At 74.1% G+C, this 23,033-nt stretch carries 17 protein-coding genes and 1 pseudogene; 7 read left to right on the forward strand and 11 right to left on the reverse strand.

The window, feature by feature from the left end; genetic code table 11:
- Positions 1-133: 133 nt before the first annotated feature.
- The 6 genes from ABZ836_RS07965 to ABZ836_RS07990 all read right to left on the reverse strand — a co-directional run bounded on the left by ABZ836_RS07965 (position 134) and on the right by ABZ836_RS07990 (position 4,432).
- On the reverse strand, positions 134-625 hold the full coding sequence (locus ABZ836_RS07965; RefSeq protein ID WP_356134288.1) for an SRPBCC domain-containing protein: 492 nt from the start codon (positions 623-625) through the stop codon (positions 134-136).
- Between the two features lie 92 nt (positions 626-717).
- Positions 718-1,626: a UTP--glucose-1-phosphate uridylyltransferase GalU gene (gene galU, locus ABZ836_RS07970; RefSeq protein ID WP_356134290.1), complete on the reverse strand. Its 909-nt coding sequence runs from the start codon at positions 1,624-1,626 to the stop codon at positions 718-720.
- 660 nt (positions 1,627-2,286) lie between these two features.
- Positions 2,287-2,763 carry a GNAT family N-acetyltransferase gene (locus ABZ836_RS07975; RefSeq protein WP_361140481.1) on the reverse strand — a complete coding sequence of 159 codons (477 nt, stop codon included), beginning with the start codon at positions 2,761-2,763 and terminating at the stop codon, positions 2,287-2,289.
- Positions 2,764-2,814: 51 nt separating this feature from the next.
- A complete protein-coding gene (locus ABZ836_RS07980; RefSeq protein WP_361140863.1) occupies positions 2,815-3,543 on the reverse strand; it encodes a rod shape-determining protein in 729 nt (242 codons plus the stop codon).
- Positions 3,544-3,626: 83 nt separating this feature from the next.
- Positions 3,627-4,025 carry a hypothetical protein gene (locus ABZ836_RS07985; RefSeq protein WP_361140483.1) on the reverse strand — a complete coding sequence of 133 codons (399 nt, stop codon included), beginning with the start codon at positions 4,023-4,025 and terminating at the stop codon, positions 3,627-3,629.
- 83 nt (positions 4,026-4,108) lie between these two features.
- The gene (locus tag ABZ836_RS07990; RefSeq protein WP_356134295.1) at positions 4,109-4,432 is read right to left on the reverse strand and encodes a TraR/DksA C4-type zinc finger protein; all 324 of its coding nucleotides are present in this window, start codon (positions 4,430-4,432) and stop codon (positions 4,109-4,111) included.
- Positions 4,433-4,885: 453 nt separating this feature from the next.
- On the opposite strand from ABZ836_RS07990, the gene ABZ836_RS07995 reads away from it, so the two are divergent.
- The 4 genes and pseudogenes from ABZ836_RS07995 (at position 4,886) to secD (ending at position 9,971) form a co-directional block, all read left to right on the forward strand.
- Positions 4,886-5,917: a sensor histidine kinase gene (locus ABZ836_RS07995; RefSeq protein ID WP_361140865.1), complete on the forward strand. Its 1,032-nt coding sequence runs from the start codon at positions 4,886-4,888 to the stop codon at positions 5,915-5,917.
- Complete coding sequence (locus tag ABZ836_RS08000) at positions 5,917-6,633, forward strand: response regulator transcription factor (protein ID WP_361140485.1); 717 nt, start codon at positions 5,917-5,919, stop codon at positions 6,631-6,633. Before ABZ836_RS07995 ends, ABZ836_RS08000 begins: the two co-directional genes overlap by 1 nt.
- Positions 6,634-7,071: 438 nt before the next feature.
- Positions 7,072-7,452 carry a hypothetical protein gene (locus tag ABZ836_RS08005; protein ID WP_361140488.1) on the forward strand — a complete coding sequence of 127 codons (381 nt, stop codon included), beginning with the start codon at positions 7,072-7,074 and terminating at the stop codon, positions 7,450-7,452.
- Between the two features lie 81 nt (positions 7,453-7,533).
- Positions 7,534-9,971 (forward strand): annotated as a pseudogene (gene secD, locus ABZ836_RS08010) (protein translocase subunit SecD).
- A gap of 70 nt (positions 9,972-10,041) precedes the next feature.
- Here the strand turns inward: secD and ABZ836_RS08015 are convergent.
- Positions 10,042-10,536: an Lrp/AsnC family transcriptional regulator gene (locus ABZ836_RS08015; RefSeq protein WP_356134303.1), complete on the reverse strand. Its 495-nt coding sequence runs from the start codon at positions 10,534-10,536 to the stop codon at positions 10,042-10,044.
- A 117-nt stretch (positions 10,537-10,653) separates the two neighbouring features.
- Here ABZ836_RS08015 and ABZ836_RS08020 point away from each other — a divergent pair, with 117 nt between their 5' ends.
- Positions 10,654-11,985, forward strand: a complete 1,332-nt coding sequence (locus ABZ836_RS08020) for an aminotransferase class I/II-fold pyridoxal phosphate-dependent enzyme (RefSeq protein WP_361140491.1) — start codon at positions 10,654-10,656, stop codon at positions 11,983-11,985.
- A 204-nt stretch (positions 11,986-12,189) separates the two neighbouring features.
- Here the strand turns inward: ABZ836_RS08020 and ABZ836_RS08025 are convergent, their stop codons facing one another.
- From ABZ836_RS08025 to ABZ836_RS08035, 3 genes are all read right to left on the reverse strand, one after another.
- The gene (locus tag ABZ836_RS08025) at positions 12,190-12,972 is read right to left on the reverse strand and encodes a calcium-binding protein (RefSeq protein WP_356134307.1); all 783 of its coding nucleotides are present in this window, start codon (positions 12,970-12,972) and stop codon (positions 12,190-12,192) included.
- A 294-nt stretch (positions 12,973-13,266) separates the two neighbouring features.
- Entirely contained in the window at positions 13,267-14,118 is an 852-nt protein-coding gene (locus ABZ836_RS08030) for a TSUP family transporter (protein WP_361140494.1), read from the reverse strand.
- A gap of 49 nt (positions 14,119-14,167) precedes the next feature.
- Positions 14,168-14,548 carry a VOC family protein gene (locus ABZ836_RS08035; protein WP_361140497.1) on the reverse strand — a complete coding sequence of 127 codons (381 nt, stop codon included), beginning with the start codon at positions 14,546-14,548 and terminating at the stop codon, positions 14,168-14,170.
- A 966-nt stretch (positions 14,549-15,514) separates the two neighbouring features.
- Between ABZ836_RS08035 and ABZ836_RS08040 the strand changes: the two genes are divergently transcribed.
- Entirely contained in the window at positions 15,515-20,704 is a 5,190-nt protein-coding gene (locus ABZ836_RS08040; RefSeq protein ID WP_361140500.1) for a hypothetical protein, read from the forward strand.
- Positions 20,701-22,176 carry a hypothetical protein gene (locus ABZ836_RS08045; protein ID WP_361140503.1) on the forward strand — a complete coding sequence of 492 codons (1,476 nt, stop codon included), beginning with the start codon at positions 20,701-20,703 and terminating at the stop codon, positions 22,174-22,176. The genes ABZ836_RS08040 and ABZ836_RS08045 overlap by 4 nt, the downstream gene beginning before the upstream one ends.
- Before the next feature lie 37 nt (positions 22,177-22,213).
- On the opposite strand, the gene ABZ836_RS08050 is transcribed toward ABZ836_RS08045, so the two are convergent.
- The gene (locus tag ABZ836_RS08050) at positions 22,214-22,960 is read right to left on the reverse strand and encodes a VOC family protein (RefSeq protein WP_361140506.1); all 747 of its coding nucleotides are present in this window, start codon (positions 22,958-22,960) and stop codon (positions 22,214-22,216) included.
- Positions 22,961-23,033: the final 73 nt, after the last annotated feature.

The following is a 23,033-nucleotide window of genomic DNA, read 5'->3' on the forward strand; positions in this document are numbered from 1 at the left end:
GGGCCGCTTCCGGCGGCGGCCGGCCACGTCTGTCTCGCCTGCGGAGTCCATCATGCCTCCCGGCGGGCGCCGGGCGTACGCGGGGATCGCGGGACGGCGGCGGGGCGGCGGCGGGACGGCTCCCCGCCTCGTCTCAGGCGAGGAGGTGGTCCATCTGCTGGGCCGCCTCCCGCATGCCCTCGGCCATGCCCATGTCCGACATCTGGTGCATCTCCTCCTGGTTGCGGAACGTCGAGGAGAGCTCCATGTGCGTGCCGGTGCCGGCGGTGCCGCTGCGGGTGAGGGTGACCTGGATGCCGATCGTGGGGGAGTCGGCGAGCGGCTCGCCCCGGTCGTCGGCGAACCCGTCGGTGAACTCCAGGTGGGTCGGCGGGGCGACCGAGTCGATCCGCCACCAGCCGTGCGGCTGGTCCCCCTCGGGGCCGGTCATGCGGTAGCTGACGGTCCCGCCGGGGCTGAGGTCGAAGGCGTCGACGGTGGCGGGGTAGGACGGCGGTCCCCACCAGCGTTCCAGCTTGCGCGGGTCGGCCCACAGTTGCCAGACCCGCTCGACGGGAGCGTCGAAATCGGCGACCAGGGTCAGTTCGAGCTGGTCGAAGTCCTCGTTGACGCTGGTGACGGTCATGGGTTCCAGTCCTTCGGCGCGGGCGCGGATGTCCTGCTCCTCCCAGCAAAACGCCGCGCCCGCGCCCCCGCCACTCGATCACGGGTCCGGCGTCAGCCGGCGTCGGAGCCCATCTCGTCGCGCACGAACGAGCGGAGCCAGGTGCGGAACTCCGGCCCGAGGTCCTCGCGCTCGCTGGCCATCCGGACGATGGCCCGCAGGTAGTCGCCCCGGTCGCCGGTGTCGTAGCGGCGGCCCTTGAAGACGACGCCGTGCACCGGGCCGCACACCTGCTCGTCCTGGGCCTGCGTCTGCAGGGCGTCGGTGAGCTGGATCTCCCCGCCGCGGCCGGGCTCGGTGCGCCGCAGCACGTCGAAGATGCCCGGGTCGAGCACGTACCGGCCGATGACGGCGTAGTGCGACGGCGCGTTCCCCGGCGCCGGCTTCTCCACCAGGCCGGTGACCTTGACGACGTCGTCCTCCGCGGTGGCCTCGACGGCGGCGCAGCCGTAGAGGTGGATCTGGGAGGGGTCGACCTCCATGAGGGCCACCACGCTGCCGCCGCGCTCCGCCCGCACGTCGATCATGCGGGCCAGCAGCGGGTCGCGCGGGTCGATGAGGTCGTCGCCGAGGAGCACGGCGAACGGCTCCGCGCCGACGTGCGGGGCGGCGCAGAGGACGGCGTGGCCGAGGCCGCGGGGGTCGCCCTGGCGGACGTAGTGGATGGTGGCGAGGTCGGTGGACTCCTGGACGCGGGCGAGCCGGTCGGCGTCGCCCTTGCGCTGCAGGGCCGACTCCAGCTCGTAGTTGCGGTCGAAGTGGTCCTCGAGCGGCCGCTTGTTGCGGCCGGTGATCATCAGGACGTCGTCGAGGCCCGCGGAGACGGCCTCCTCGACGACGTACTGGATGGCCGGCTTGTCGACGACCGGGAGCATCTCCTTGGGCGTCGCCTTGGTGGCCGGAAGGAACCGCGTGCCGAGACCGGCCGCGGGGACGACCGCCTTGGTGATGGTGGGTGTCATGGGTGCAGTGGGTCCTCGATGGGTGGGGCCGGCCCCCCGGTTCGGGGCGCCCGCGGGCGGATGGGGTTGCGGTGTGCCGGACCGTGCGGTCCGGTCCGGCGGGCCGCGGTGTCCGCCGTGCCGGCGGGAGGTCACCGGTCGGCGTGGGACGGGAGACAGGGCCATCCTCCGGTGGGTCCGGGCGGAACGCCATCTTCCGGGGTGGAGTTCCGCTCGAAGCGTCCTCGGTCCGGAACGTTCTCGGTCCGCAGCGTCCCGGTGCGGAGCGCCTGGTCAGGAGCGCCGGATCGGGAGCGCCTGGTCCGGAGCGTCCCGGTGTGGAGCGCCTGGTCAGGAGCGCCGGATCGGGAGCGCCTGGTCCGGAGCGTCCCGGTGTGGAGCGCCTGGTCAGGAGCGCCGGATCGGGAGCGGCTGGTCCGGCCGGAGCGTCCCGGTGTAGCGCGCTTGGTCAGGAGCGCCTGGCCCGGAGCGTCCCGGTGCGGAGTGCCTGCTCAGGAGCGCCTGGTCCGGAGCCTTGCTTCGCGGCGCCTGGTCCGGTGGGCCGTGGTCCGGAGCATTTCGGGTCGGAGCGCCTGTCCGCGGTGCCCCGTCAGCAGCGCCTGGTCCGCGACGCCTGGTGCGCGGCGCCGGGCCCGCAGCGGTTGGCCCGCGGCGCCCGGTTCAGAGCGCCCTGGTGAGGAACACGCTGTTCGGGTCGTCCCGGTAGTCGCCGAAGGGCGGGCAGGCGGTGAACCCGTGCCGGGCGTACAGCCGCCGGGCCGCGGCGAAGTAGTCCTCGGCGCCGGTCTCCAGGCTCAGCCGGCGGTGACCGCGCTCCGCGGCCAGCCCGGTCAGGTGCTCCAGTACCGCCGAGGCGATCCCGCGGCCCCGTGCGGCGGCCGCGGTGCGCATCGACTTCAGCTCCCCGTGACCGGGGGCGACGTCCTTGAGCGCGCCGCAGCCCAGCAGGGTCCCGTCGGCGGCGCGCGCGGTCACGAAGACGATGCCGTCGCCCGTCAGGGCGCCGGCATCAAGGGCGTGCACCGACTCCGGCGGGCTGGTGGCGTACATGTCCCGCAGGTGCTCGTCCAGGAGCGCGGTGACGTCCTCGCGCAGCGGCGAGTCGGCGGCGATCAGCAGCGCGGCAGAGGTCGGCATCCGCCCATGGTCGCAGGCCCGCCGGGCCTGGGGACCGGCGGGTCCGCGGCCTCACCACCCGGTCGGACCGGGGCCGCGCGCGCTCGGGTGCAGGCCGACCGCGCCGAGCAGCCGGGCGGCCCCCCGCACGGCGGCGGTGTGCGGGCCGGGCACCACGACGAGCGGGGCGGGCAGCCGGGCCTCCAGACGGCGGACGATTCCGGCCCGCAGCGCTCCGCCGCCCGCCAGCAGCACGCCGCGGGAGAGCGCCGCCGGGACCAGCGAGTCCCGGTCCTGCCGGAGCGTCGCGGCCACCATCGTGGCCACCGCGTCGACGACGTCGTCCTCCGTCGCGCCGCCCCCGAGGTCGGCGGTGCCCAGCGCGACCCGGCGGGCGTCGGCGACCGCGCCCTCGTCCAGCAGCACCACCTCGGTGAGCTGCGCGCCGACGTCCACCACCAGCAGCGGCCGGGACAGGGCGGCCCCTGCCGCCACCGCGATCGCCCGGGCCCCCGGCACGGTCAGCACCGCCCGCGGCCCCAGCACCCGCACGGCCGACCGGGCGGCCGTCCGGTAGGCGACCGAGTCCAGCACCGGCGTGGTGAGCACCACCAGCGGGCGGGCGGGACCGCGCAGCCGGTGGGCGAGCAGGCGCCGCAGCAGTCCCGCGCACGCGGCCTCGTCGACGATGGCGCCCCGCCGCACCGGGCGGCCGGGGCCGTCGACGGCGACGGTGGGCACGTCCAGGACCGGGCCGCGCCCGGCCGTCCAGGCACGGGTGCGGGCGCTGCCCACGTCCAGGGCGACACCGCTCGGGACCGGCCGCGGTGGTCCGGACGTGCCGCGGACCGGGGCGGCGTCCGCGTCGCCGGGCCGCCGCACGGTCACCGGCCCGCCGCCCGCCGCGGCCCGGCCGTCCGCCGCGACGGCGGCGGGGAACCCGGCGCGGCGGACGTCACCGCCCCGGTGGACGCCCGGTTCAGGGCGCGCAGCCGTCGGCAGGGCGCGCAGTAGCGGGCCTGCGGGACGAGCAGCAGCTGCTTCCGGTCGACCGGCAGGCGGCACCGGTGGCAGAGGCCGTACCGGCCCTCGTCCAGGCGCCGCAGCGCCGCCTCGACGTCCGCGAGGACCATGCGGGCCGGCGCGCCGGACGCCGGCCCGGCGGGCGCGGCCGGGTCGCGCAGCAGCCGGAGCTGCTCCCGCAGGGCGGCGCGGAGGACGGCGAGGTCCTCCGCGGTCAGGTGCCGCGCGGCGCGGTCACCGGCGGCGGTCGGGGAATTCACCACGTCACCTCCGAGGGGCGGGGGACCGGGGGCCTGGGGCCGCGGACCGGGGGTACGGGACGGGACGCGCGCACGGGGCGTCCTCAGACGTCCTTGCGGCGGCAGCCGACGCAGTGGTGGGTGTACGGCAGGATCTCCAGCCGCTCCTCCGGGATCGCCTCCCCGCAGCGCCCGCACGTGCCGTACGTGCCGTCCTGGATCCGGGCGAACGCCGCGTCGATCTCCCGCAGCACCTTGGTGATCGCCTCCTTCTGCGGGGACATCAGGTGGTCGTCCACCGCCGGGCCGCCGGTGAGGGAGCGCAGCTGGGCGAGCCGGCTGTCGCGCTCGTGCTCCAGGCGCTGCCGGGCCTCCTTGGACGTGTGGCGCTGCGGGCGGGGTTCGGGAGGAGCGGCGTCGAGGGCCATGGGAGTCCTTTCCATCGGTTCCGGACCGGCCGGGTTCGGGCGGGCCGGAAGGCGGTGCGTGCGCCCCGTACGTGACGCCGGCCACCGCCACCAGGGGGGCCGACGGCAGGGGGCGTCGGGCCCCCGGCGACGGGGCCGGGTGCCTGGTCCGGCGGCCGGGGCGGGCCGCGGACAGGTCCACCCTCGCCGTTCGCGCGGCGCGCGGCCATCGGCCGCGCGCCCCATTTCCGCCCGTCCCGCCCGCCCCCGCGTGGGTGCCGCGACCCACCCGGAATGGGTGCCGCGACCCATCGACGCCGGCCCGGCCGCCCGGCAGGCTGGAGGGCCGGCCCGGACGGTCGGGCCGTGCCGGGGAGCCGCGGCGTGCCGGGGGACCGCGATGCCCGAGAGTGGTGGGCGAGAGTGGTGGGCGAGAGTGGTGGGCGACGCATCGCTGAAGGAGGCGTGACCCCGGTGTCCCTGTTCTGGCGGATCTTCCTGCTCAACGCCGTGGTGCTGGGCGTGGCCACGGCGCTGCTGCTGTGGGCGCCGGTGACGGTGTCCGTGCCGGTCCTGCTGACCGAGGCGGTGATCCTGGTCGGCGGCCTCGGGGTGATGCTGGTCGCCAACGCCGCCCTCATCCGCTGGGGACTGGCCCCGCTGGTCCGGCTCACCCGCCGGATGGCCACCGTGGACCTGCTCCGCCCCGGACAGCGGCTGCCGGAGAGCGGCACCGGCGAGGTCGCCGACGTCATCCGCACCTTCAACGCCATGCTGGAACGCCTGGAGCAGGAACGCGTGGCGAGCAGCGCCCGGGTGCTGAGCGCCCAGGAGTCGGAGCGCCGCCGCGTCGCGCAGGAACTGCACGACGAGGTGGGGCAGAGCATGACGGCCGTCCTGCTGGCGCTGAAACGGGCCGCCGACACGGCCGACCCGCCGCTGCGGGACGAACTGCGGCAGATCCAGGAGGCCACCCGCGGCAGCCTGGACGAGGTCCGGCGCCTGCTGCGGCGGCTGCGCCCCGGCGTCCTGGAGGACCTCGGCCTGGTCAGCGCCCTCACCGCGCTGGCCGGGGACTTCGCCACCCACACCGGCCTGACCGTGCGCCGCGACTTCGCCGGCGACCTGCCGCCCCTGGAACCGACCACCGAACTGGTCCTCTACCGCGTGGCCCAGGAGAGCCTGACCAACGCGGCCCGCCACGCCGACGCCGAGACGGTCACCGTGCGCCTGCGCCGGGACCCGGACGCCGTCGAACTCACGGTCACCGACGACGGGCGCGGCATCCGGCGGCTGTGCGAGGGCGCCGGGATCCGCGGCATGCGGGAACGGGCGCTGCTGGTGGGCGCCTCGCTCGAGGTGGTCCCCGGGCCGTCGGGCGACGGGACGACCGTGCGGCTGACCGTGCCGGTCCCCCCGGCGGGTCCGGTCCCGCCGGGACCGGAGCCGTTCGCCCTCCCGCAGCCCGCCCCGTCCGCCGCACGCACCGACGCCCAGGACCTCTGATGCAGCACGACAACCCCGTCACCCCGCTCACCCCCGAGCCCGCCGAGACCCCCGCGACACCGGGGAGCCGGCCCGCCCGCATCCTGCTCGCCGACGACCACGCCCTGGTGCGGCGAGGGGTGCGGCTGATCCTCGACCAGGAACCGGACCTGCGGGTGGTCGCCGAGGCGGGCGACGGCGCCGAGGCCGTGGAGCAGGCACGCGCCCACGAGATCGACCTGGCCGTGCTGGACATCGCGATGCCCCGGATGACCGGGCTCCAGGCGGCCCGCGAACTGGCCGCGGTCCGGCCGGGGCTGCGGATCCTCATGCTGACCATGCACGACAACGAGCAGTACTTCTTCCAGGCGCTGAAGGCCGGCGCCTCCGGCTACGTGCTGAAGTCCGTCGCCGACCGGGACCTGGTCGCGGCGTGCCGGGCCGCGATCCGTGACGAGCCGTTCCTCTACCCCGGCGCGGTGACGGCGCTGATCCGCCACTACCTCGACCGGGTCCGGCAGGGCGAGGAGGTGCCGGGGCAGATCCTCACCCCGCGTGAGGAGGAGGTCCTGAAGCTGGTGGCCGAGGGGCACTCCTCGAAGGAGATCGCCGAGATGCTGTTCATCAGCGTGAAGACGGTGCAGCGCCACCGCGCCAACCTGCTGAGCAAGCTGGGGCTGCGGGACCGGCTCGAACTCACCCGGTACGCCATCCGGGCGGGCCTCGTCGAGCCCTGACCGCCCGGCGCCCCGGTGTCACTCCCGGTCCGGGGCGCCGGGTTCACCCGGCCGGACGCGCGCCGGGAACCTCGGCGGCCCCCCGACCGTCCTTCCGGCATCGGCTCCTTCCGCCGCCGCCGTCGCCCTCGGCCCACGGGGGCCGCGGCGGTGGGCAGCGGACAGTGCCGGCTCGCGCCGAGGCGCGGGTCGGCCGGAGCGCGGACCGGTCCCGCCCCCTGGACGGGGCCGGACCGTAAGGGCCCCGGGCCGCCATCGGCCGGCCGGGGACCGAAGGGGCCTGGGACCGGCCGGCAGAACCACGGGCCGGGCAGGAACCGAGGGTCGGCAGGAACCGAGGGTCGGCAGGAACGAAGGCGGGCCGGAACCGGGGACCCGCAGGGAGCGAGGACCGGCGGGAGCCGGCCGAACGAGGGACGGAAAGGGGGACGACCACCGATGCAGCCGGCCGCGCGCCGCCGCCCGACCGGGCTCCCCTGGGTCGTGGCCCTCCTCCTGGCCGTGCTCGGCGCCTTCGCCCCCGGCGGACCGCCCACCGGCTCCGCCGCCGCGGCGCCGGCGGGCGTCCACGTGGTGGTGGCCGGACACGGGGCGGTCCCGCACGCCGACGACCGGTGCGCGGGCGGCGTCTGCCTCGCCCCCGCGGCGACCCGGCACCAGCCCCCGGGTGACCATCCGGGGCACCCGGCCGTCCGCCCCGGCGCCCCCGCCGTCGCCCCGCCCGCCCCGGCGCGTGCCGGCGGCCGCCTCGCCGCGCGGCCGCCCGCCCCCGGCGACCTCCTCCCGCACCGCGGCCGGTCACCCCCCTCCGGCGTCTGACCGACCCCGCCCCCTTCCATCCGTGCGTCACGACGGCGGCCGAGCCGGCCGCCCCCGTGGCGTGCCCAGCCGGAGGCCCTTGTGTCCAGAACGTCCCGTTCCACCCGGTGGAGGGCGTTGATCGCCCTCGCCGTGGTCGCCCTGTCCGTCCTCATCACCCTCACCGTGCCGGTCCGCCTCGGACTGGACCTGCGCGGCGGCACCCAGATCGTGCTGGAAACCCGCTCCACATCCGCCGTCGAGGCCGACCGCGAGGCCACCGACCGCACCCTGGAGGTGCTGCGCGGACGCGTCGACGCGCTCGGCGTCGCGGAACCGACCCTGCAGCGCTCCGGGGACCGGCGGATCATCGTCGAACTGCCCGGCGTCCAGGACCCCAAGGAGGCCGCCGAGGTCCTGGGCCGCACCGCGCAGCTCACCTTCCACCCGGTGCTCGGGACCGAGGACCCCGCCGCCGACGGGAACGGCAACGAGGCCGGGGGCGAGGAAGCCGCCGGGGCCGGGGACGCGGCCGGGGACGCCGCCGGGCGGGTCCTGCCCGACGAGTCCGGCGAACGCCTCCGCCTCGGCCCCGCCGCCCTGACCGGCGGCGACGTGGAACGCGCCGACGCCCGCCACGACGCGCAGACCGGCGCCGGCTGGCACGTCACCGTCGACTTCGACAAGGCCGGAAGCGACCGCTGGGCCGGGCTCACCGGCGAGGCCGCCTGCGCCGCGCCCGGCGACCCCACCCGCCGGGTCGCCATCGTCCTCGACGACCGGGTGGTCTCCTCCCCGCAGGTCGATCCCTCCGTCGCCTGCGGCGACGGCATCACCGGCGGCGCCACCCGCATCACCGGCCAGTTCACCGACGCCGACGCCCGCGAACTGGCCCTGCTGATCAGCGGCGGCGCGCTGCCGGTGCCGGTGGAGACCGTCGAGCAGCACACCGTCGGCCCCACCCTGGGCGCCCGCGCCGTCGAGGCGAGCGCCTGGGCCGCCGTCATCGGCACCGCGCTGACCGCGCTGTTCCTCATCCGCGCCTACCGGCTCCTGGGCGTCCTCGCCGTCGTCGCGCTGCTCTGCTACGGCCTGATCTCCTACGCCGCGCTGGCCGCCCTCGGCGCCACCCTCACCCTGCCGGGCCTGGCCGGTTTCGTGCTCGCCATCGGCATGGCCGTCGACGCCAACGTCCTCGTCTTCGAACGGGCCCGCGAGGAACACGCCGCCCGGGCCCGTCCCGGCGTCCGACCGGCCCTGGCGCCGGTTTCCGCAAGGCGTTCGGCGCGATCGCCGACTCCAACGTCACCACGCTGATCGCCGCCGTGCTGCTCTTCCTGCTCGCGTCCGGCCCGGTCCGCGGCTTCGGCGTCACCCTCGGCATCGGCGTGCTCGCCTCCATGGTCAGCGCCCTGGTGGTCACCCGGGTGCTCGCCGACTTCGCCGTCTCCCGCCGCTCGGTGCGCCGCCGGCCGCGCGTCACCGGCATCGCCGACGTGGGCCGGGTCCGCCGCGCCCTGGACCGCCGCAACCCCCACCTGCTGCGCCGCCCGCGCCGCTGGCTCGCGGCCGCCGCCGCCGCGCTGGTCCTGGCCGGTTCCGGCATCGCCGTGCGCGGGGTCGACCTCGGCATCGACTTCACCGGCGGCCGCCTCCTGCAGTACGCCACCACCGCGCCCGTCGACCCCGAACACGCCCGCGCCGCCCTCGCCGACGCCGGCTTCCCCCGGGCCGTCGTGCAGTCCTCCGGCGACAACGGCCTGTCGGTGCGCACCGAGCGGCTGACCGACACCGAGGCGGACACCGTCACCCGCACCATCGCCGCGCTCGGCGCGGACGACGGCGGGAGCGGGGCGGCCGGGAGCGGGACCGGGGGCGAGGCAGGGAGCGAGGCCGGAAGCGGGGCCACCAAGGTCCGCGACGAGCTGATCGGGCCGAGCCTCGGCGAGGAACTGAGCCGCAACGCGCTGCTCGCCCTGGGCGTCGCCCTCGGCGCCCAGCTCCTCTACCTCGCGATCCGGTTCCGCAGCCGCTTCGGCATCGCGGCGGTCGGCGCGCTCGCCCACGACGTGGTCGTGCTGGTCGGCGTCTTCGCCTGGCTCGGCAAGACCGTCGACGGCGTCTTCCTGGCCGCGCTGCTCACCGTCATCGGCTACTCGGTCAACGACTCCGTGGTCGTCTTCGACCGGGTGCGCGAACTGCTCCGGCGGCGGGGCGGGAAGTCCGGCGCCCAGGCGAGGCCGCTGCCGGACCTGGTGAACACGGCCGTCCTGCAGACCCTGCCCCGGACCGTCAACACGGGTCTCGGCGCCGTCCTCATCCTCGCCGCCCTCGCCGTCCTGGGCGGCGACACCCTCACGGACTTCGCCCTCGCCACGCTGATCGGCGTCGTGGTCGGCACCTACTCGTCCGTGTTCGTCGCCGCGCCCCTCGCCCTGGAGCTCGGCGGCGGCACCGGCCCCGCCGCCACCGCCCGCGCGGACCGGCCGGCTCGGCGGACGCCGGAGCGGACCGAGGCGGCGCAGCCCGCGGGACGGTGAGGCGGCCGGCCCGGCCGGAGGCCCCCCTGGGCGCCCTCCGGCCGGGCCGCCCACCCGCGCTGCCGTCCGCTCAGGCAGTCGCCCCGGGGGCGGGCAGCACCCCCACGCCGTCGCGCCGTTCGAAGATCAGGTGGGTCTCCGTCTGGCGCACCACCCGGTGCACGGTGACGTGCTGGAGCACGAAGTCCCGCAGCGCCTCCGCGTCCGCCACCGCGACGTGCAGGTAGAAGTCGTCCGCCCCGGCCACGTGGAACACCTGGATCACGCCGGGTGTCCGCACCAGGCTGGCGTAGAGCCGGTTGACGTGCTCCGCGTTGTGCCGCTCCAGGCGCACCTTGATCAGCGCCTGCAGCGGGTGCCCCAGCGCCGAGTAGTCGAGCCGGAGCGTCGTCCCCGCGACGACCCCGCGCTCCCGCAGCGCCCGCAGCCGGTAGGCGCAGGTCGACTCGGCGAGGTTCAGGCGGCGGGCGAGCGCCTTGTTGGTCAGCTGGGGATCGTCGGCCAGCAGGCCCACGATCCGGCGGTCCAACTCGTCCAGGAGCGGCCGCTGCTCTCGTTTTTTCAACGAAACCCCCAGGGCGACGGACGGCCGATTCCGTCGACGACCTCCGATGTCGCCGCGTTCGTTGCCGATTCTGCAGCGATCATGCGGTGTTCCTGCTCCCGGTGCAACGCTCCCGCCATGGGCATCTCTCCTGAGCGCTTCGAGACGCTGGCCGTCCACGCCGGACGCGCGGACCTGGCCGACCTGGGCGTGCACGCGCCCCCGATCGACCTGTCCTCCACCAACCCCCTTCCGGACATCGAGCGCGGCGGCGACTCCTACGAGTCCATGGCCACCGGGGGCCGTCCGCTCCCGGACGGCGGCGCCGTCTACCAGCGCCTGTGGAACCCCACCGTCGCCCGGTTCGAGGAGGCCCTCGCCGACCTGGAGCAGGCCGAGGCGGCGGTCGCCTTCGCCTCCGGCATGGCCGCCACCACCGCCGCGATCCTCGCCCTGACCGGTGCGGACGGCAACCGTCACGTCGTCGCCGTCCGCCCCCTCTACGGCGGCACCGACCACCTGCTGGCCTCCGGGCTCCTCGGAGTGGAGACCACCTTCTGCGGCGCCCACGAGGTGGCCGGCGTGATCGCCTCCCGCCCGGACACCGCCCTGGTGATCCTGGAGACCCCCGCCAACCCCACCCTCGACCTGGTCGACATCGCCGGTGTCGTCCGCCAGGCGGGCCCGGTCCCGGTCATGGTGGACAACACCTTCGCCACGCCCGTGCTGCAGAACCCGGTCACCCTGGGCGCGTCCCTCGTGCTGCACAGCGCCACCAAGTACCTGGGCGGACACGGCGACGTCATCGGCGGCGTCATCGCCTGCGACGAGACCACCGCCGAGGCGCTGCGCCGGGTGCGCGCCATCACCGGCGCGCTGCTGCACCCGCTGGCCGCCTACCTCCTGCACCGCGGCCTCGCCACGCTGCCCACCCGGGTCCGCGCCCAGCAGGAGACCGCCCGCGAACTGGCCGGATGGCTCGCCCAGCACCCCGCCGTGGAGCGCGTCTTCTACCCCGACCTGGACTCCGCCGTCCTGGCCGACGGCCGCACCGGCTCCCTGCGCCACCAGATGCGCGGCCCCGGCGCGATGATCGCCGTCGCCCTGCGCGGCGGCTACGAGGCGGCCCGGCACCTGACCTCCTCGCTCTCCCTCTTCACCCACGCCGTCTCGCTCGGCGGCGTGGACTCCCTGGTCCAGCACCCGGCCGCGCTCACCCACCGCCCGGTCGCCCCGGAGGCCCGCCCGTCGGCCAACGTGGTGCGCCTGTCGATCGGCCTGGAGCACGTCGACGACCTGATCGCCGACCTGGAGTCCGCGCTCCCCGTGTCTCCCGCCCACGCCGCGTCAGCCGCGTCAGCCGCGTCCGCCGCGTCCGCCGGCTCCTCCGGAGGGACGGCGGCGGCCCCGTCGACACCCGTGGTCCTGCCGCTCTCCGCCCACGCGGGCGCCGCGGCCCCCGGGCGCTGACCTCCGACCGCGTCGGCGGCGGCGAGGCATCACCGGAGGGGAATGCCTGACCGTCGCCGGCGCATTCCCGCGCCGCGGAGTCCGCCCCGCCCCGCGGAAAAAGGGGAGCCCCCGCGATCGTCCGATCGCGGGGGCTCCGCCGGGTCCCGCCGCGGGTCCTGCCGGTCGTCCTGCCGGAGGTCCCGCCGGTCGTCCTGCCGAGACCTACTGGACGTCCACGTAGTCGCTGGTCGAGCTGACCGCCGGGGTCGTCGACGTGCCCGCGAAGCTGTAGCGGAAGTAGCCGTCGGCGGAGGCGGTGACGGACGTCGACAGGGCGCCCGTGGAGCTGGAGGTGACCGTCTTCAGCGTCGTCCAGGTGGTGCTGTTCTTCTTGCGGTACTGCAGCTTCACCGGCTGCTTGGTGTAGCCGTGGTACTGACCGGTCTCCCAGTTGGCGCGGGTCAGCTTGCCGGTGACCTTGATGGTCCGGCCCTTCTTCACCGGCTCCGGCGACGCGTTGACCGTGAGCTTGGAGTACCGCTGGACCTTGAAGGTGGCCGCCGGGTCCTTGGCGATGTAGTCGTAGTCGTGGGCGGCGACCAGGGTGGAGAGCTCCCAGGTGCCCGCCGCGGCGTTGTCGAACAGCGCCATCGACGCGACGGGGTCGAACGTCAGGTTGCCCGTGCAGGTGGACGTGGTGGCGCTGACCTTGGTGCAGGTGATGTCGCCGTCGTCGTACCAGATCTGCGCGTAGTTCGGGTTCGGGCCGAAGGCGCTGATGTACGTCGTCTCCGCGATGCCGGAGTCGTCCGTCGCGGTGATGCTGACCTTCGCGGACACGACCTTGGTGGTCCCGACGACGACCGGCTTGCCGCCGTTGACGACGACCTTGTCGATCCGGATGTCTCCGGCGCGGGTGTCCGCCTGTGCGGTGGTGGCGCCGAGCGTGGTGGCGGCCAGGGCGACGCCGAGGCCGAGCACGGCGGGGCGCGTGATGGTGCGCAAGTGTTTTCCCCCCACGGGATCTCGAAAGCTGAGTAGGCAGAGCGTAAGGCGTTGGCCAGTGCCATTCCGCCACGGATTCGTCACAACGCCGTCATGGATCTCCACGGGCGTTCTTCCCGGGTCCGGTGCCCAGCGCCCGGCGGCGCGGCGGGGGAGTCGCGCGGGCGACCGGGCGTCCCGGCGATGATCGACCGGTGCCGCCTGGCCCGCACAGGCTGCCCCGCACAGACTGCCCCGCACAGCCTGCCGTGCCCAGGCCGCCGACGGGCCTCCCGCGGCGGGCCTCCCGCAGTGTCACCCCAGCACCTGCACCGCGTACACCGCGCCGACCCCCGCGGCGAGACCCCCCAGCAGCAGCCGGAGCGCGGTCTCCGGCAGGTGCGGCTGGAGGCGCGCGCCGAGGTAGCCGCCGATCAGCCCCCCGGCCCCGCAGCACAGGCCCAGCACCCAGTCGGGAGCGACCTCGCCCGTGGTGACCAGGGACAGCAGCGCGTACGTGCCCGCGCCGACGAGGGACGTCACGAACGTGGACGCCAGCGCCGCGGGTGCCACGACCGCCACCGGAACGCCCCGGCCGACCAGGACCGGTCCGAGCAGCGACCCGCCCCCGATCCCGTACACGCCCCCCGCCACCCCGACGGCCAGCGCCAGCGCGGTCGTGGCGCGGGGCGAGGGCGCGCGACCGGGGGCGTCCACGGAGCCCGGGCGCAGCGTCCGCAGTGTGCGCACAGTTCGCTGCGACCGCAGGGTTCGCAGCGACCGCAGGGTTCGCAGGGTTCGCAGGGAGAGCCACAGTCCCAACGGCAGCAGCAGCGCGGCGATCAGGAGCCGGAAGACCCGCGGCCCCGGCACGGCGAAGACCCGCACCACCGCCCCGACGACCACCCCGGGCACCGTCCCCGCCACCAGCAGCCGCGTCAACGGCCCGCCCAGCCGCCCGGCCCGCCAGTGCCGCAGCAGGGCGCCGGGGCCGGCGACGACGTTGAACAGCAGGTTCGTCGGCGTCACCGCGGGGCTCGGCACCCCCAGCACGCTCACCTGCACCGGCAGGAGGAACACCGCGCCCGACACCCCCACCGGCGCGGTGACCACCGAGATCAGCAACCCGGCCGCGAACCCGCCCAGGCCGGTCGTCCACGAGTCCACCGCTACGCCCTCCCCCTCGTCCCCCGGCGCCGCTTCGCCGCGGCGTGCGTCAGAGCGGGTCGATGCGGCTCCTGAGCAGGCAGAACTCGTTGCCCTCCGGGTCCATCAGGACGTGCCACGACTCCTCCCCGGTCTGGCCGACCTCGGCCGGGCGGGCCCCGAGCGCCAGCAGCCGCTCCAGCTCCGCGTCCTGGTCCCGGTCCGTGGGGTTGACGTCGATGTGCAGCCGTGACTTCCCCGGCTCGGGTTCCTCCCGGGCGCTCAGGAAGAGCGGGGGCTGCGGCCCGCCGAACCCCTCCCGCGGCCCGATCTCCACCGAGCCGTCGTCCTCCCGCCCGAGCACCACGAAGTCCAGGACCTCGCACCAGAACCGCGCCAGCAGCTCCGGGTCCCGGCAGCCGAGCACCATCTCACCGATACGACACGCCATGACGAGAACCTTCCCCCGTGCGGAAGTTGTGGTCCCGGGAGGTCCACGGCGGACGCCCCCGGCAGCGAAACCCCGCGACGGTACCCGATCCGATGATCTTGCCGCCACCCCTTCCCGGGAGCACGCCGCGGCCGCAGGGGGTGGGACTCGACCGGAGTTGGGCGTTCCACGAGTTGGCGGTCGGGATGCCGCCGATTCCACCGGCGCGTCGGTCGGCGACGGAATTGGGCATTCCATCGGTGATGGGGTCCTTTCCGATATTCCGTCGAACCGATTGGCCCCTTCGCGACGCTCTGGCATGATCCCGTTATGGCGAGAACGGGTGGGGACCTGAAGGCCTGGATGTCCGGGCTGGATGATGCGGAACTTCGTGAACTCCTCTCTGTTCCGGGGCCGCTGCCGTATTGGGCCAAGGTCCCCCAGCCGGGCAGGCGTGCTCACCACGGCAGACGGGAGTTGCGTACGGCGCGGGCCTGGATAGGACGCGCCAGGGTCGCCGATCTGAAGGCGATCGCGGAGGCGGCGGCAGGCTTCGCTCGCGTGCTGGTGGAGGAAGTTCACGGCGAGTCCTCAAGTGACTTCGACGGGGTGGATCCCGACGCGCTGCATTCGCTCCTCGCGGAACTTCCGCCTGTGCTCGCCATTCTCACGCTGCATTCCTTTGCTGTGCAGGGCGATGCGGCTCGACGGGGCATGGTGGAAGAGCACTGGGAGCAACTCCTCGATGCGGCGGCCAAGCCGGTCGCCGGCGATTGGGTGCTCGGTCGGGCGGCCGATGAGCAGGCAGTGACCACGCAAGGGACGGCCGAGGACGAGTCCTCGGAGCGACAGGGGAGTGGGGAAGTGTCCGTTACGGGTGAAGGCGGGAACCTGGGGGCGACGGACTGCGCCACATTGCCGGAGGCCTCCGACCTGGAGGCGGTGCTGCAGGGGCTTCGCCTGAAGGCGACAGGGTGTGCCGACGCCATGCGCGTGGCCGCGGGAGCGGTGGCGGAGGGGCGTGCCGTCCCGGAAGAGGTTCTGCAGCAGGCGGCTGAGTGGAACGACGCGCGTGCGGCGGCCGTAACGACCTTTCAGGCTGCTCGGCCGGACTGCTCGGACGACGCGGACTTCCAGGCCCTCCACGACGCCGTCGACGAACTGCGGGCCGAGCAACTCAGGGCGGAGGAACGGCACCAGCGCATCGCGACGCTCCAGGAGCAACGTAAGCCGCTGCTGGACGTTCTGCGGATGGCCGAGCAGACCGGTGGCGGGTCGCACCTGGAGGCGATGCGGGAAGCCCTCCGGGGACTCGACGATCAGATCGCGGAACTGGAAGGCCGTACGGGGACGAGCCAGGACACGGTCTCCGATGCGGCAGCGGTTCCGGCACCTCGGGGCGACGAGGAGTTGTTGGAGCCGTCACCGACGCCCGAGCGGCCCGGCTCGTCCGCCCCGGAGGCTGCCGAGGAGCCCGCACCGCAGAGTGACCCGGACATCGAGCCGGAGACCGTCTTCGAGCCGGAGCCGGAGCCGGAGCCGGAGCCGGAGTGGGAGTCGAAGGCCGAGCCGGGCCTCCCGCCGGTCGCGGCGAACGTGTCGCAGGACCAGGGGGTGGCTGAGGAACCCGCCGCGCACGATGAACAGCGTCAGCCGTCGTCCGAGGACCGGGCGGATGACGCGGAGCCCGTGGCCGAAAGCGCCCTCACCCCCCGTGAGCCGGTGGCGGGTTCCGTGAGCGCTGCCGCCGCTGCCCCGGTCACCGGTGCTGACGAGGCGAGGCCCCTCGTATGGCAGAGCGCCAAGGACTGCGCCCCACTCGAGGACTCCGCGAGCCCGGCGGCCGAGGCGCCGGTGGAACGGCTGCTGAAGGGCGGCCGCTTCCAGGAGGCGTACTGGATGACGCTCGGATCCGGTGAGCCCGCGCACCGTGCGGAGTGTCTGGCCTTCGCCGACGCGGCCTTCTCCACCCGCCTGCCCGAGGACGCCACGTCGGTGATGACCCGGTTCAACCCCGACCTGGAACAGTTGCAGGGCGACCGATCCGCGCTCGTGGTGGCCGCGGTCTCCTCGGTCCGGGCGGGGCTCGTCGCCGGTTTCCCCAACGACCTGCTGCTGCAGTCCGACCCGTTCGTCGGCCTCACCGGAGCCTGGCGCCGGCTGCTGGACTGCGCGCTCGACGTCCTCAGGCGTTACCAGTACGTGGACCCGGCCGTGCTGCAGGTCTCCGTGGAGAAGAACCCCGCACTCACTCGTGCCGGCATCGCGCAGGAGGCGGCACGGCTCAAGACGGAGGCGCCGAGGCGCCGGATCGGCTACGCCCGGGCCACGCAGGTGCAGAACCTGCTGCTGCGCCCGGATCAGCCCCTCGGACGCGCCCTGCACGCGGTCGAGGCGTGGGCTTCCGGCCAGGCGGACCGGTCGGTGCTGGACGAGGCGTGGAAGCCATTCGGCAAACGGGACTCGGCCGAGCGGGTCATCGAAGAGGCCGACGCCGCCATCCGCACACCGAAGCAGGCGAAGGAGCCGATCGAGGCCAAGGCCAAGCGCTCCCTGCTCGGTCGGATCGACGAGGTCGTCACCCTCCTGACCCAGGCGCGGGCCCTCGCCGTGCCGGAGGCAGAGGAACGCAGCGACTCGGTCATGGATCTGAGCCACGCGCTGGCGCAAGTTCGTTCCGAGGATCCGCTCCCCGGTGTCGAAGGGGCGATCCTGCACAGGCTGAGGTGCTGGCTGACCGGGCAGGGCGATGCCACTCCTTCCGAGGCCTACATCGGTGCCGGTGCCGCCGGGGACGTGACCGGCGAGGACGAGCCCGCGGCGGCGTACACCAGGAGCTTCCGGCCCGCCACCGAGGCACTCCTGGCGGCTCCGGACCTCCCTCGCACCTACGCCGGGGAGCCAGACCCCGCGGCCCCCGATTTCGTCGAGGCCCTGCACGCGGTGCTCGAGCACGTCGACGTCCGCTCGGTCCTCGGGACCTACGCGGAACGGGGCGACCTGCACCTGGCGGACGCCCTGGTCGAAGCCCTGGAGCAGGGTCTCGTGCCGGCTGTGGGTGGAGAGGCGGTACTGCCCGCGGACTGGCGGACGCGACGCGACACGCAGTGGGCCCGATGGTCGGCGCTGGCGGTGGAGCGATACCGCTCCGCCTCCGGGCTGCTCGCGGAGTTGCGGACCCAGAGCCTGGATGTGCCGACGGAGCGCGAGCTGGTCGGACGACTGGAGCAGCTGGAGAAGCCGGACCCGGACGGCGCGTACCGCGGTGTGGTCACACGTCTGAGGGAGCTCGAGGGAGAACTGCAGGAACGGGTGCAGGAGCATGTACGGAGGCTGCGCTCCCAGCTGGACTCCCTGACCCTGTCCGACGAGGACAGGAGCCGCATCCAGGCACTGCTGGAGGCGGGTGACACGGTCACGGCGGAGGAGTGCCTGGCGCTGCTGCGCAAGGGGGACGGACTGCCCGAGTGGAGCGGTGAGGCACCCGGCGAGGACCTGGAGCGCTTCGTCTCCGGACTGGAGGGCATCACGCCGGTCAAGTCGGGGCGGCAGGGCTTCTCGGCCCGCCCGTGGGCGGAGGCGTACGCGGACGGGCAGCCGCTGACCGAGAGCGCGCTGGTGGGACTGGAGAGCTGGGAGGCGCTCAGCAAGCCGAACACGCGGGGAGCGGAGTGGCAGAAGCACGTGCCCACGGTGCTCCGCCTGCTCGGGCTCGAGGGCCGCCCCCCGACCCGGGACGATCAGCGTCAGGTTCGGGGCACCCTTCGGCTCACCGCCAAGCTGCACGCGAACGAGAGCGCGCCCGGATACGTGGCGGACCTCGGCTCGGCCGCCTCGAACTACACGATCCTGGTGGTCACCGACGAGCTGCGCGGCCGCAGCCCGCTGGAGCTGCTCGACCGTACCGACACCGGTGCGTGCATCATCCTGTACCTGTATCCCCTGGGAATGTCGGGGCGGCGCAAGCTGGTCGCGCACGCCCGGACGCTGTCGCAGCAGGCGTTGGTGGTCGACCCGGCGGTCTTCGGATGGCTGGCGGCCCGTGCGCCGCGGTCCTTCCGCGCGCTGCAGCGGGTGACTCTGCCCTGGACCAACTTCAAGCCGTACACGCCGTTCGTGGCGGGGCTGGTACCGCCCGAGGTCTTCTACGGGCGCAGCGCGGAGATGGCCGAAGTGATCGACCCGCTGGGCGCGCTCTTCCTCTACGGGGGCCGCCAGCTCGGCAAGTCGGCTCTCCTCAGGAAAGTGGAGGCGGACTACTCCTCGAGACCCGAACGCAAGGCCGTCTACCTCGATCTCAAGGCGAGGGGCGTGGGTGAGGCAGAGCCGGCCGAGCGGATCTGGCCGGTGCTCGCCGCGGAGCTGAAGAGGGTGGGGGTCCTGGAGTCGAAGGTGTCGACGGCTCTGCCTCCGGACAACCTCCTGGAGCTGGTGCGCCGCTGGCTCGAGGAGAACTCGGACCGGCGGGTCCTCGTTCTGGCCGATGAGGCCGACGCCTTCCTGACGGCGGACTCGAAGGCGGTACGGGGGACGGGCGGAGAGGGCACGTTCGCCAACGTGGCCCGGCTGAAAGGCCTGATGGACAGCACCGACCGCCGCTTCAAGGTCGTGTTCGCCGGTCTCCATCAGGTACAGCGGTTCAGCAGGCTGTCCAACGTCCCGCTGGCTCACGGCCGTGAACTGCTGATCGGGCCCCTCAAGCCGGCCGAGGCGCAGCGGCTGGTCGTCGGTCCCATGGCCGCCTTCGGGTATCGCTTCGAGCGGGCGGAGCTGGTCTGGCGGGTCCTCGCCGCGACCAACTACCAGGCGTGCCTCGTCCAGATCTTCTGCGAGCGACTGGTCACCGCGATGCGCGAGAAGCCCGTCGGGGCGGCGCAGTGGCCGATCACCGTGTCGGAGGAGGACATCCGCGAGGTGGCGCGATCGGCCGACGTTCACCGGCACATCGCCGAGCGGATGCGGCTCACCATCAACCTGGAGGACCGTTACCGGGTGCTCGCCCTGGTGATCGCCCTGCGCAGCCAGGCCGACGGCTTCCAGCGGGGCTACGACGCCGACGAGCTCCTGCACGAGGCGAAGAGGGCCTGGCACGACGGCTTCGACAGCCTGACCGCGAACGACGTGAAGATCTACCTGGACGAGATGGTCGGACTCGGGCTGCTGACCCAGCAGGCGTCCGACCGGCGCCGCTATGCGGTCCGCAGCCCCAACGTCGTCCGCATGCTGGGTACCCGCGAGGACCTCGCGCTGGAGTTGCGGCAGACCGAGTTCAGCCTGCCGTACGACTACAACCCGCGGTTCTCGCGACGGCTGGTGGGCATCGACCGGGAAGGGGTGCACCGCTACAGCCCTCTCACCGAACAGGAACTCTTCGTCGCGACGAGCCCGGGCCTGCGTCTGCTGTGTCTCACGAAGGCGCACGCCCCGAAGCTGGCCATGCAGGCGATCCGCTCCTACGGTGAGGCCCGCGGGCTGACCTTCTACGAGGCGGCTCCTGACACCCTGCCCGACGTGCTGTCCAGGGCCGCACGGGACCGGCAGCCGGGCGTGGTCGTCGCAGACCTTCGCTACATCGGTCTCGACACGCTCGACCAGTCACTGGACCGCCTCAACCAGTACGCCACCGCTGCCAGAGGCGCGAACAGCAGGGCTGTGCTGGCGCTGGCGGACCCCAGGGCGCACGCGGTTCTCGAAGACGACCGGGTCGCCGAGGTGCTGCGTCCGGGCAGGTGGGACAAGGACAGCCTGAGGGCCTGGCCGGAGTGCCCGTTCGACACCGCGGACAAGCGGAGCCGTCTTGTGCGCGCCACGGGAGGCTGGCCGCAGCTGGTGGAACGCACGGTCGACCTGGCCACCCGTGGAGGGGCCACGCTGGAGACGGCTCTGGAGACCATCGGCGCGCTGTACCTCCGGGAGGACATCGCTCGCAACCACCTGGAATCCGTGGAACTCGACCGTCGCTCCGTGGAACTGCTGGCGACGTGGGCGAAGTACCTGGAGCCCGGTGAGGGCTGCAGCCACGCCGACATCGCCGCGGCCACCGACCTCACCCTCGACGAAACGCGCACGTTCACCCAGCGGCTTGTCGATCACGGCGTGCTGGACGACGGAGAGGACGGTTACGCGATCGACCCGGTCACGTTCACGTCGCTGCAGACGCTGGGGCGACAGGAATGACGTTTCCGGCGGCCGGCCTGCCGGTGTCCCTCCCCGGTTTCCGTCTCTGGCTCGGCAGGCTGGTGAACGACTTGAGAGGCGGCAGGAGCTGTCTGCTCCTGCTGCCTTCGAGCCTGCTGGACGGGCCCGAGCCGGTGAGTGAACGACTGCTGGACGAGCTGCTGCACGAACTGGACGAATTCGTGCTGCTCCCCCCGGCGGACGGCGATGTCCACACCCCTGACGCGGCCCCGGCGACGCCTCCGGTACCCGCTCCGAGGACAGCACCCGACGCCACCTTGTGGTCCGGTCTCGCGCCCGTGCTGGACTACGACGACGGGCTCGGAGGCCTGTTCACCTCCGTGCCGTCGTCCGGGGCCGTCACGCGGTCGCAACCGACGCGGGCCCCGACCGAGGCGGAAGCCTTGGCCGATCTCTTGGAGCGGCTGGCCAAGGAGCTGCATTTCGGGCAGGGGACGGTGGGCGACGACGACACCGCGGGGGACGTCCTCCTGCGCCTGGTCAAGGGGCCGACGGGAGTGCCCGAGACCAGGCCGGTCGTCGTCCGCGGGTGGCGGGAACCCGCGCCGACAGCCACCGGCCACCTGCTCCGACGCGTCGTGGCGGTGGCCAAGGAGGCCGGCCTTCCGCCGGGCAGTCGTCCACGAGCCTTGGTCCTCGCCACCACCCGGGACCTCCCGCCGGGACTCCCTGGACAGCTGGCGCGAGAAGACGTGGCGGTCCACTGGTGGTGGGGTGTCACGGGGCGTCTCGACACGGCGACCGTGGTGGCCCTCTCCCGTCCGCCGCTCGACTCCTCCCTGGAGCAGAACCAGCTGTACGAGGCCGTCGCCCAGGCGACCATCACGGAGATCTGCGGCCCGTTCCTCTCTGTCGCGGCGTCGTTGGCGGTGCGCTGGGAGGACGGCCGCCCGGAGACCCTGCCGGCGGCTCTCCGGGAGGCAGTGGCGGATCATCCGGTACCGGAGAGGTCCGAGGCGAACGCCTCGGACGCGACCCGGGTGTCGGGTCCACGCCCCGACGAGGCACTGCTTCCTGCCTGGAACCTGTCCGCGGTGGACAGCTGGGACGGCAGACTCCGCAGGTACCCGGACCACTGCCTGGAGAGCCGACACGCGATGGAGTCCCATGTCTGGCTGGCGCAGAGCCACGTGCTCCTTCCTCTCGTCGACGCCTCGCGGGAGCGGTTCGCGACGGTGGTGCGCGCGAACGCACGCATCCCCCTGCAGAGGCTCGCCGAGCAGTACGGGCCGCGCCGGGACCTGGACGACGGCCAGGTCCCGACGAGCACGCTCATCGACACCATGGAGCTCGGCGCCATGTGGGGGGCCTACCGTGACGGCGCCATCGTCCTGTCCCCCCAGGACCGGCGCCACCTGCGCATCCTCCGCGCCGCGCGCAATCACCTCGCCCACCGAACCCCTTTGAGCGGCGACGAGCTGCGGAGACTGATCGCGGAACTCTGCCGTTGAGACCGCGAACGCTCCGGTCCCCCTGGCGGGGCCGCGGTCAGTCCGTCGCCCGCCCGAGGACGCAGAACTCGTTGCCCTCCGGGTCGGCGCGGACCACCCACGACACGCCGGCGTCCCCCAGGCCGACCTCGGTCGCGCCCAGCTCCGCCAACCGCTCCAGCTGCGCCGTCCGCTCACCCGTGGGCCTCGGCAGCAGGTCCAGGTGCACCCGGTTCCAGACGGTCTTCGCCTCCGGCGCCCGGACGAACTCCAGGTACGGGCCCACCCCCTTGGCGGACCGCAGCGATGCGTGGTCGTCGGCCACCTCGTGCACCGTCCACTCGAGCGCCTCGCCCCAGAACCGTGCCATCGCCCCCGGATCCGCGCTGTCGACGACCACCGCGGCGATCGGCCCGGTGTCCCGGTAGACCTCCCTCGGCTCCAGCACGCAGAACTCGTTGCCCTCCGGGTCCGCCAGCACCGTCCACGGCACGTCGTCGCCCTGGCCCACGTCCGCGGGCGTCGCCCCGAGCTCCCTCAGGCGCGTCACCAACTCCTCCTGGTGCGCGGCGGAGGTGGTGGCGAGGTCCAGGTGCACCCGGTTCTTGACCGTCTTGGGCTCCTGGCCGGCGATGATGTCGATGCACACGGCGGTCGGATCCGGCCAGTCGAAGCCGACCGGCTCCAGGTTGATCACCCCCGGCGCCTCGCTGGACACCCCCCACCCGAGCGCCTCCGCCCAGAACCGCCCGAGCCCCTCCGGGTCGTGGGCCTTCATGTTCACCTGCACGAGTTCCAGTGACATGCCGGCGATCCTATGGCCCGGACACCCGGTGCGACGCGCCCAGTTGGCGACCGCGCACTCCCCGGCCGGACGG

Source organism: Streptomyces sp. NPDC047130, assembly GCF_040643475.1.
Lineage (GTDB): Bacteria > Actinomycetota > Actinomycetes > Streptomycetales > Streptomycetaceae > Streptomyces.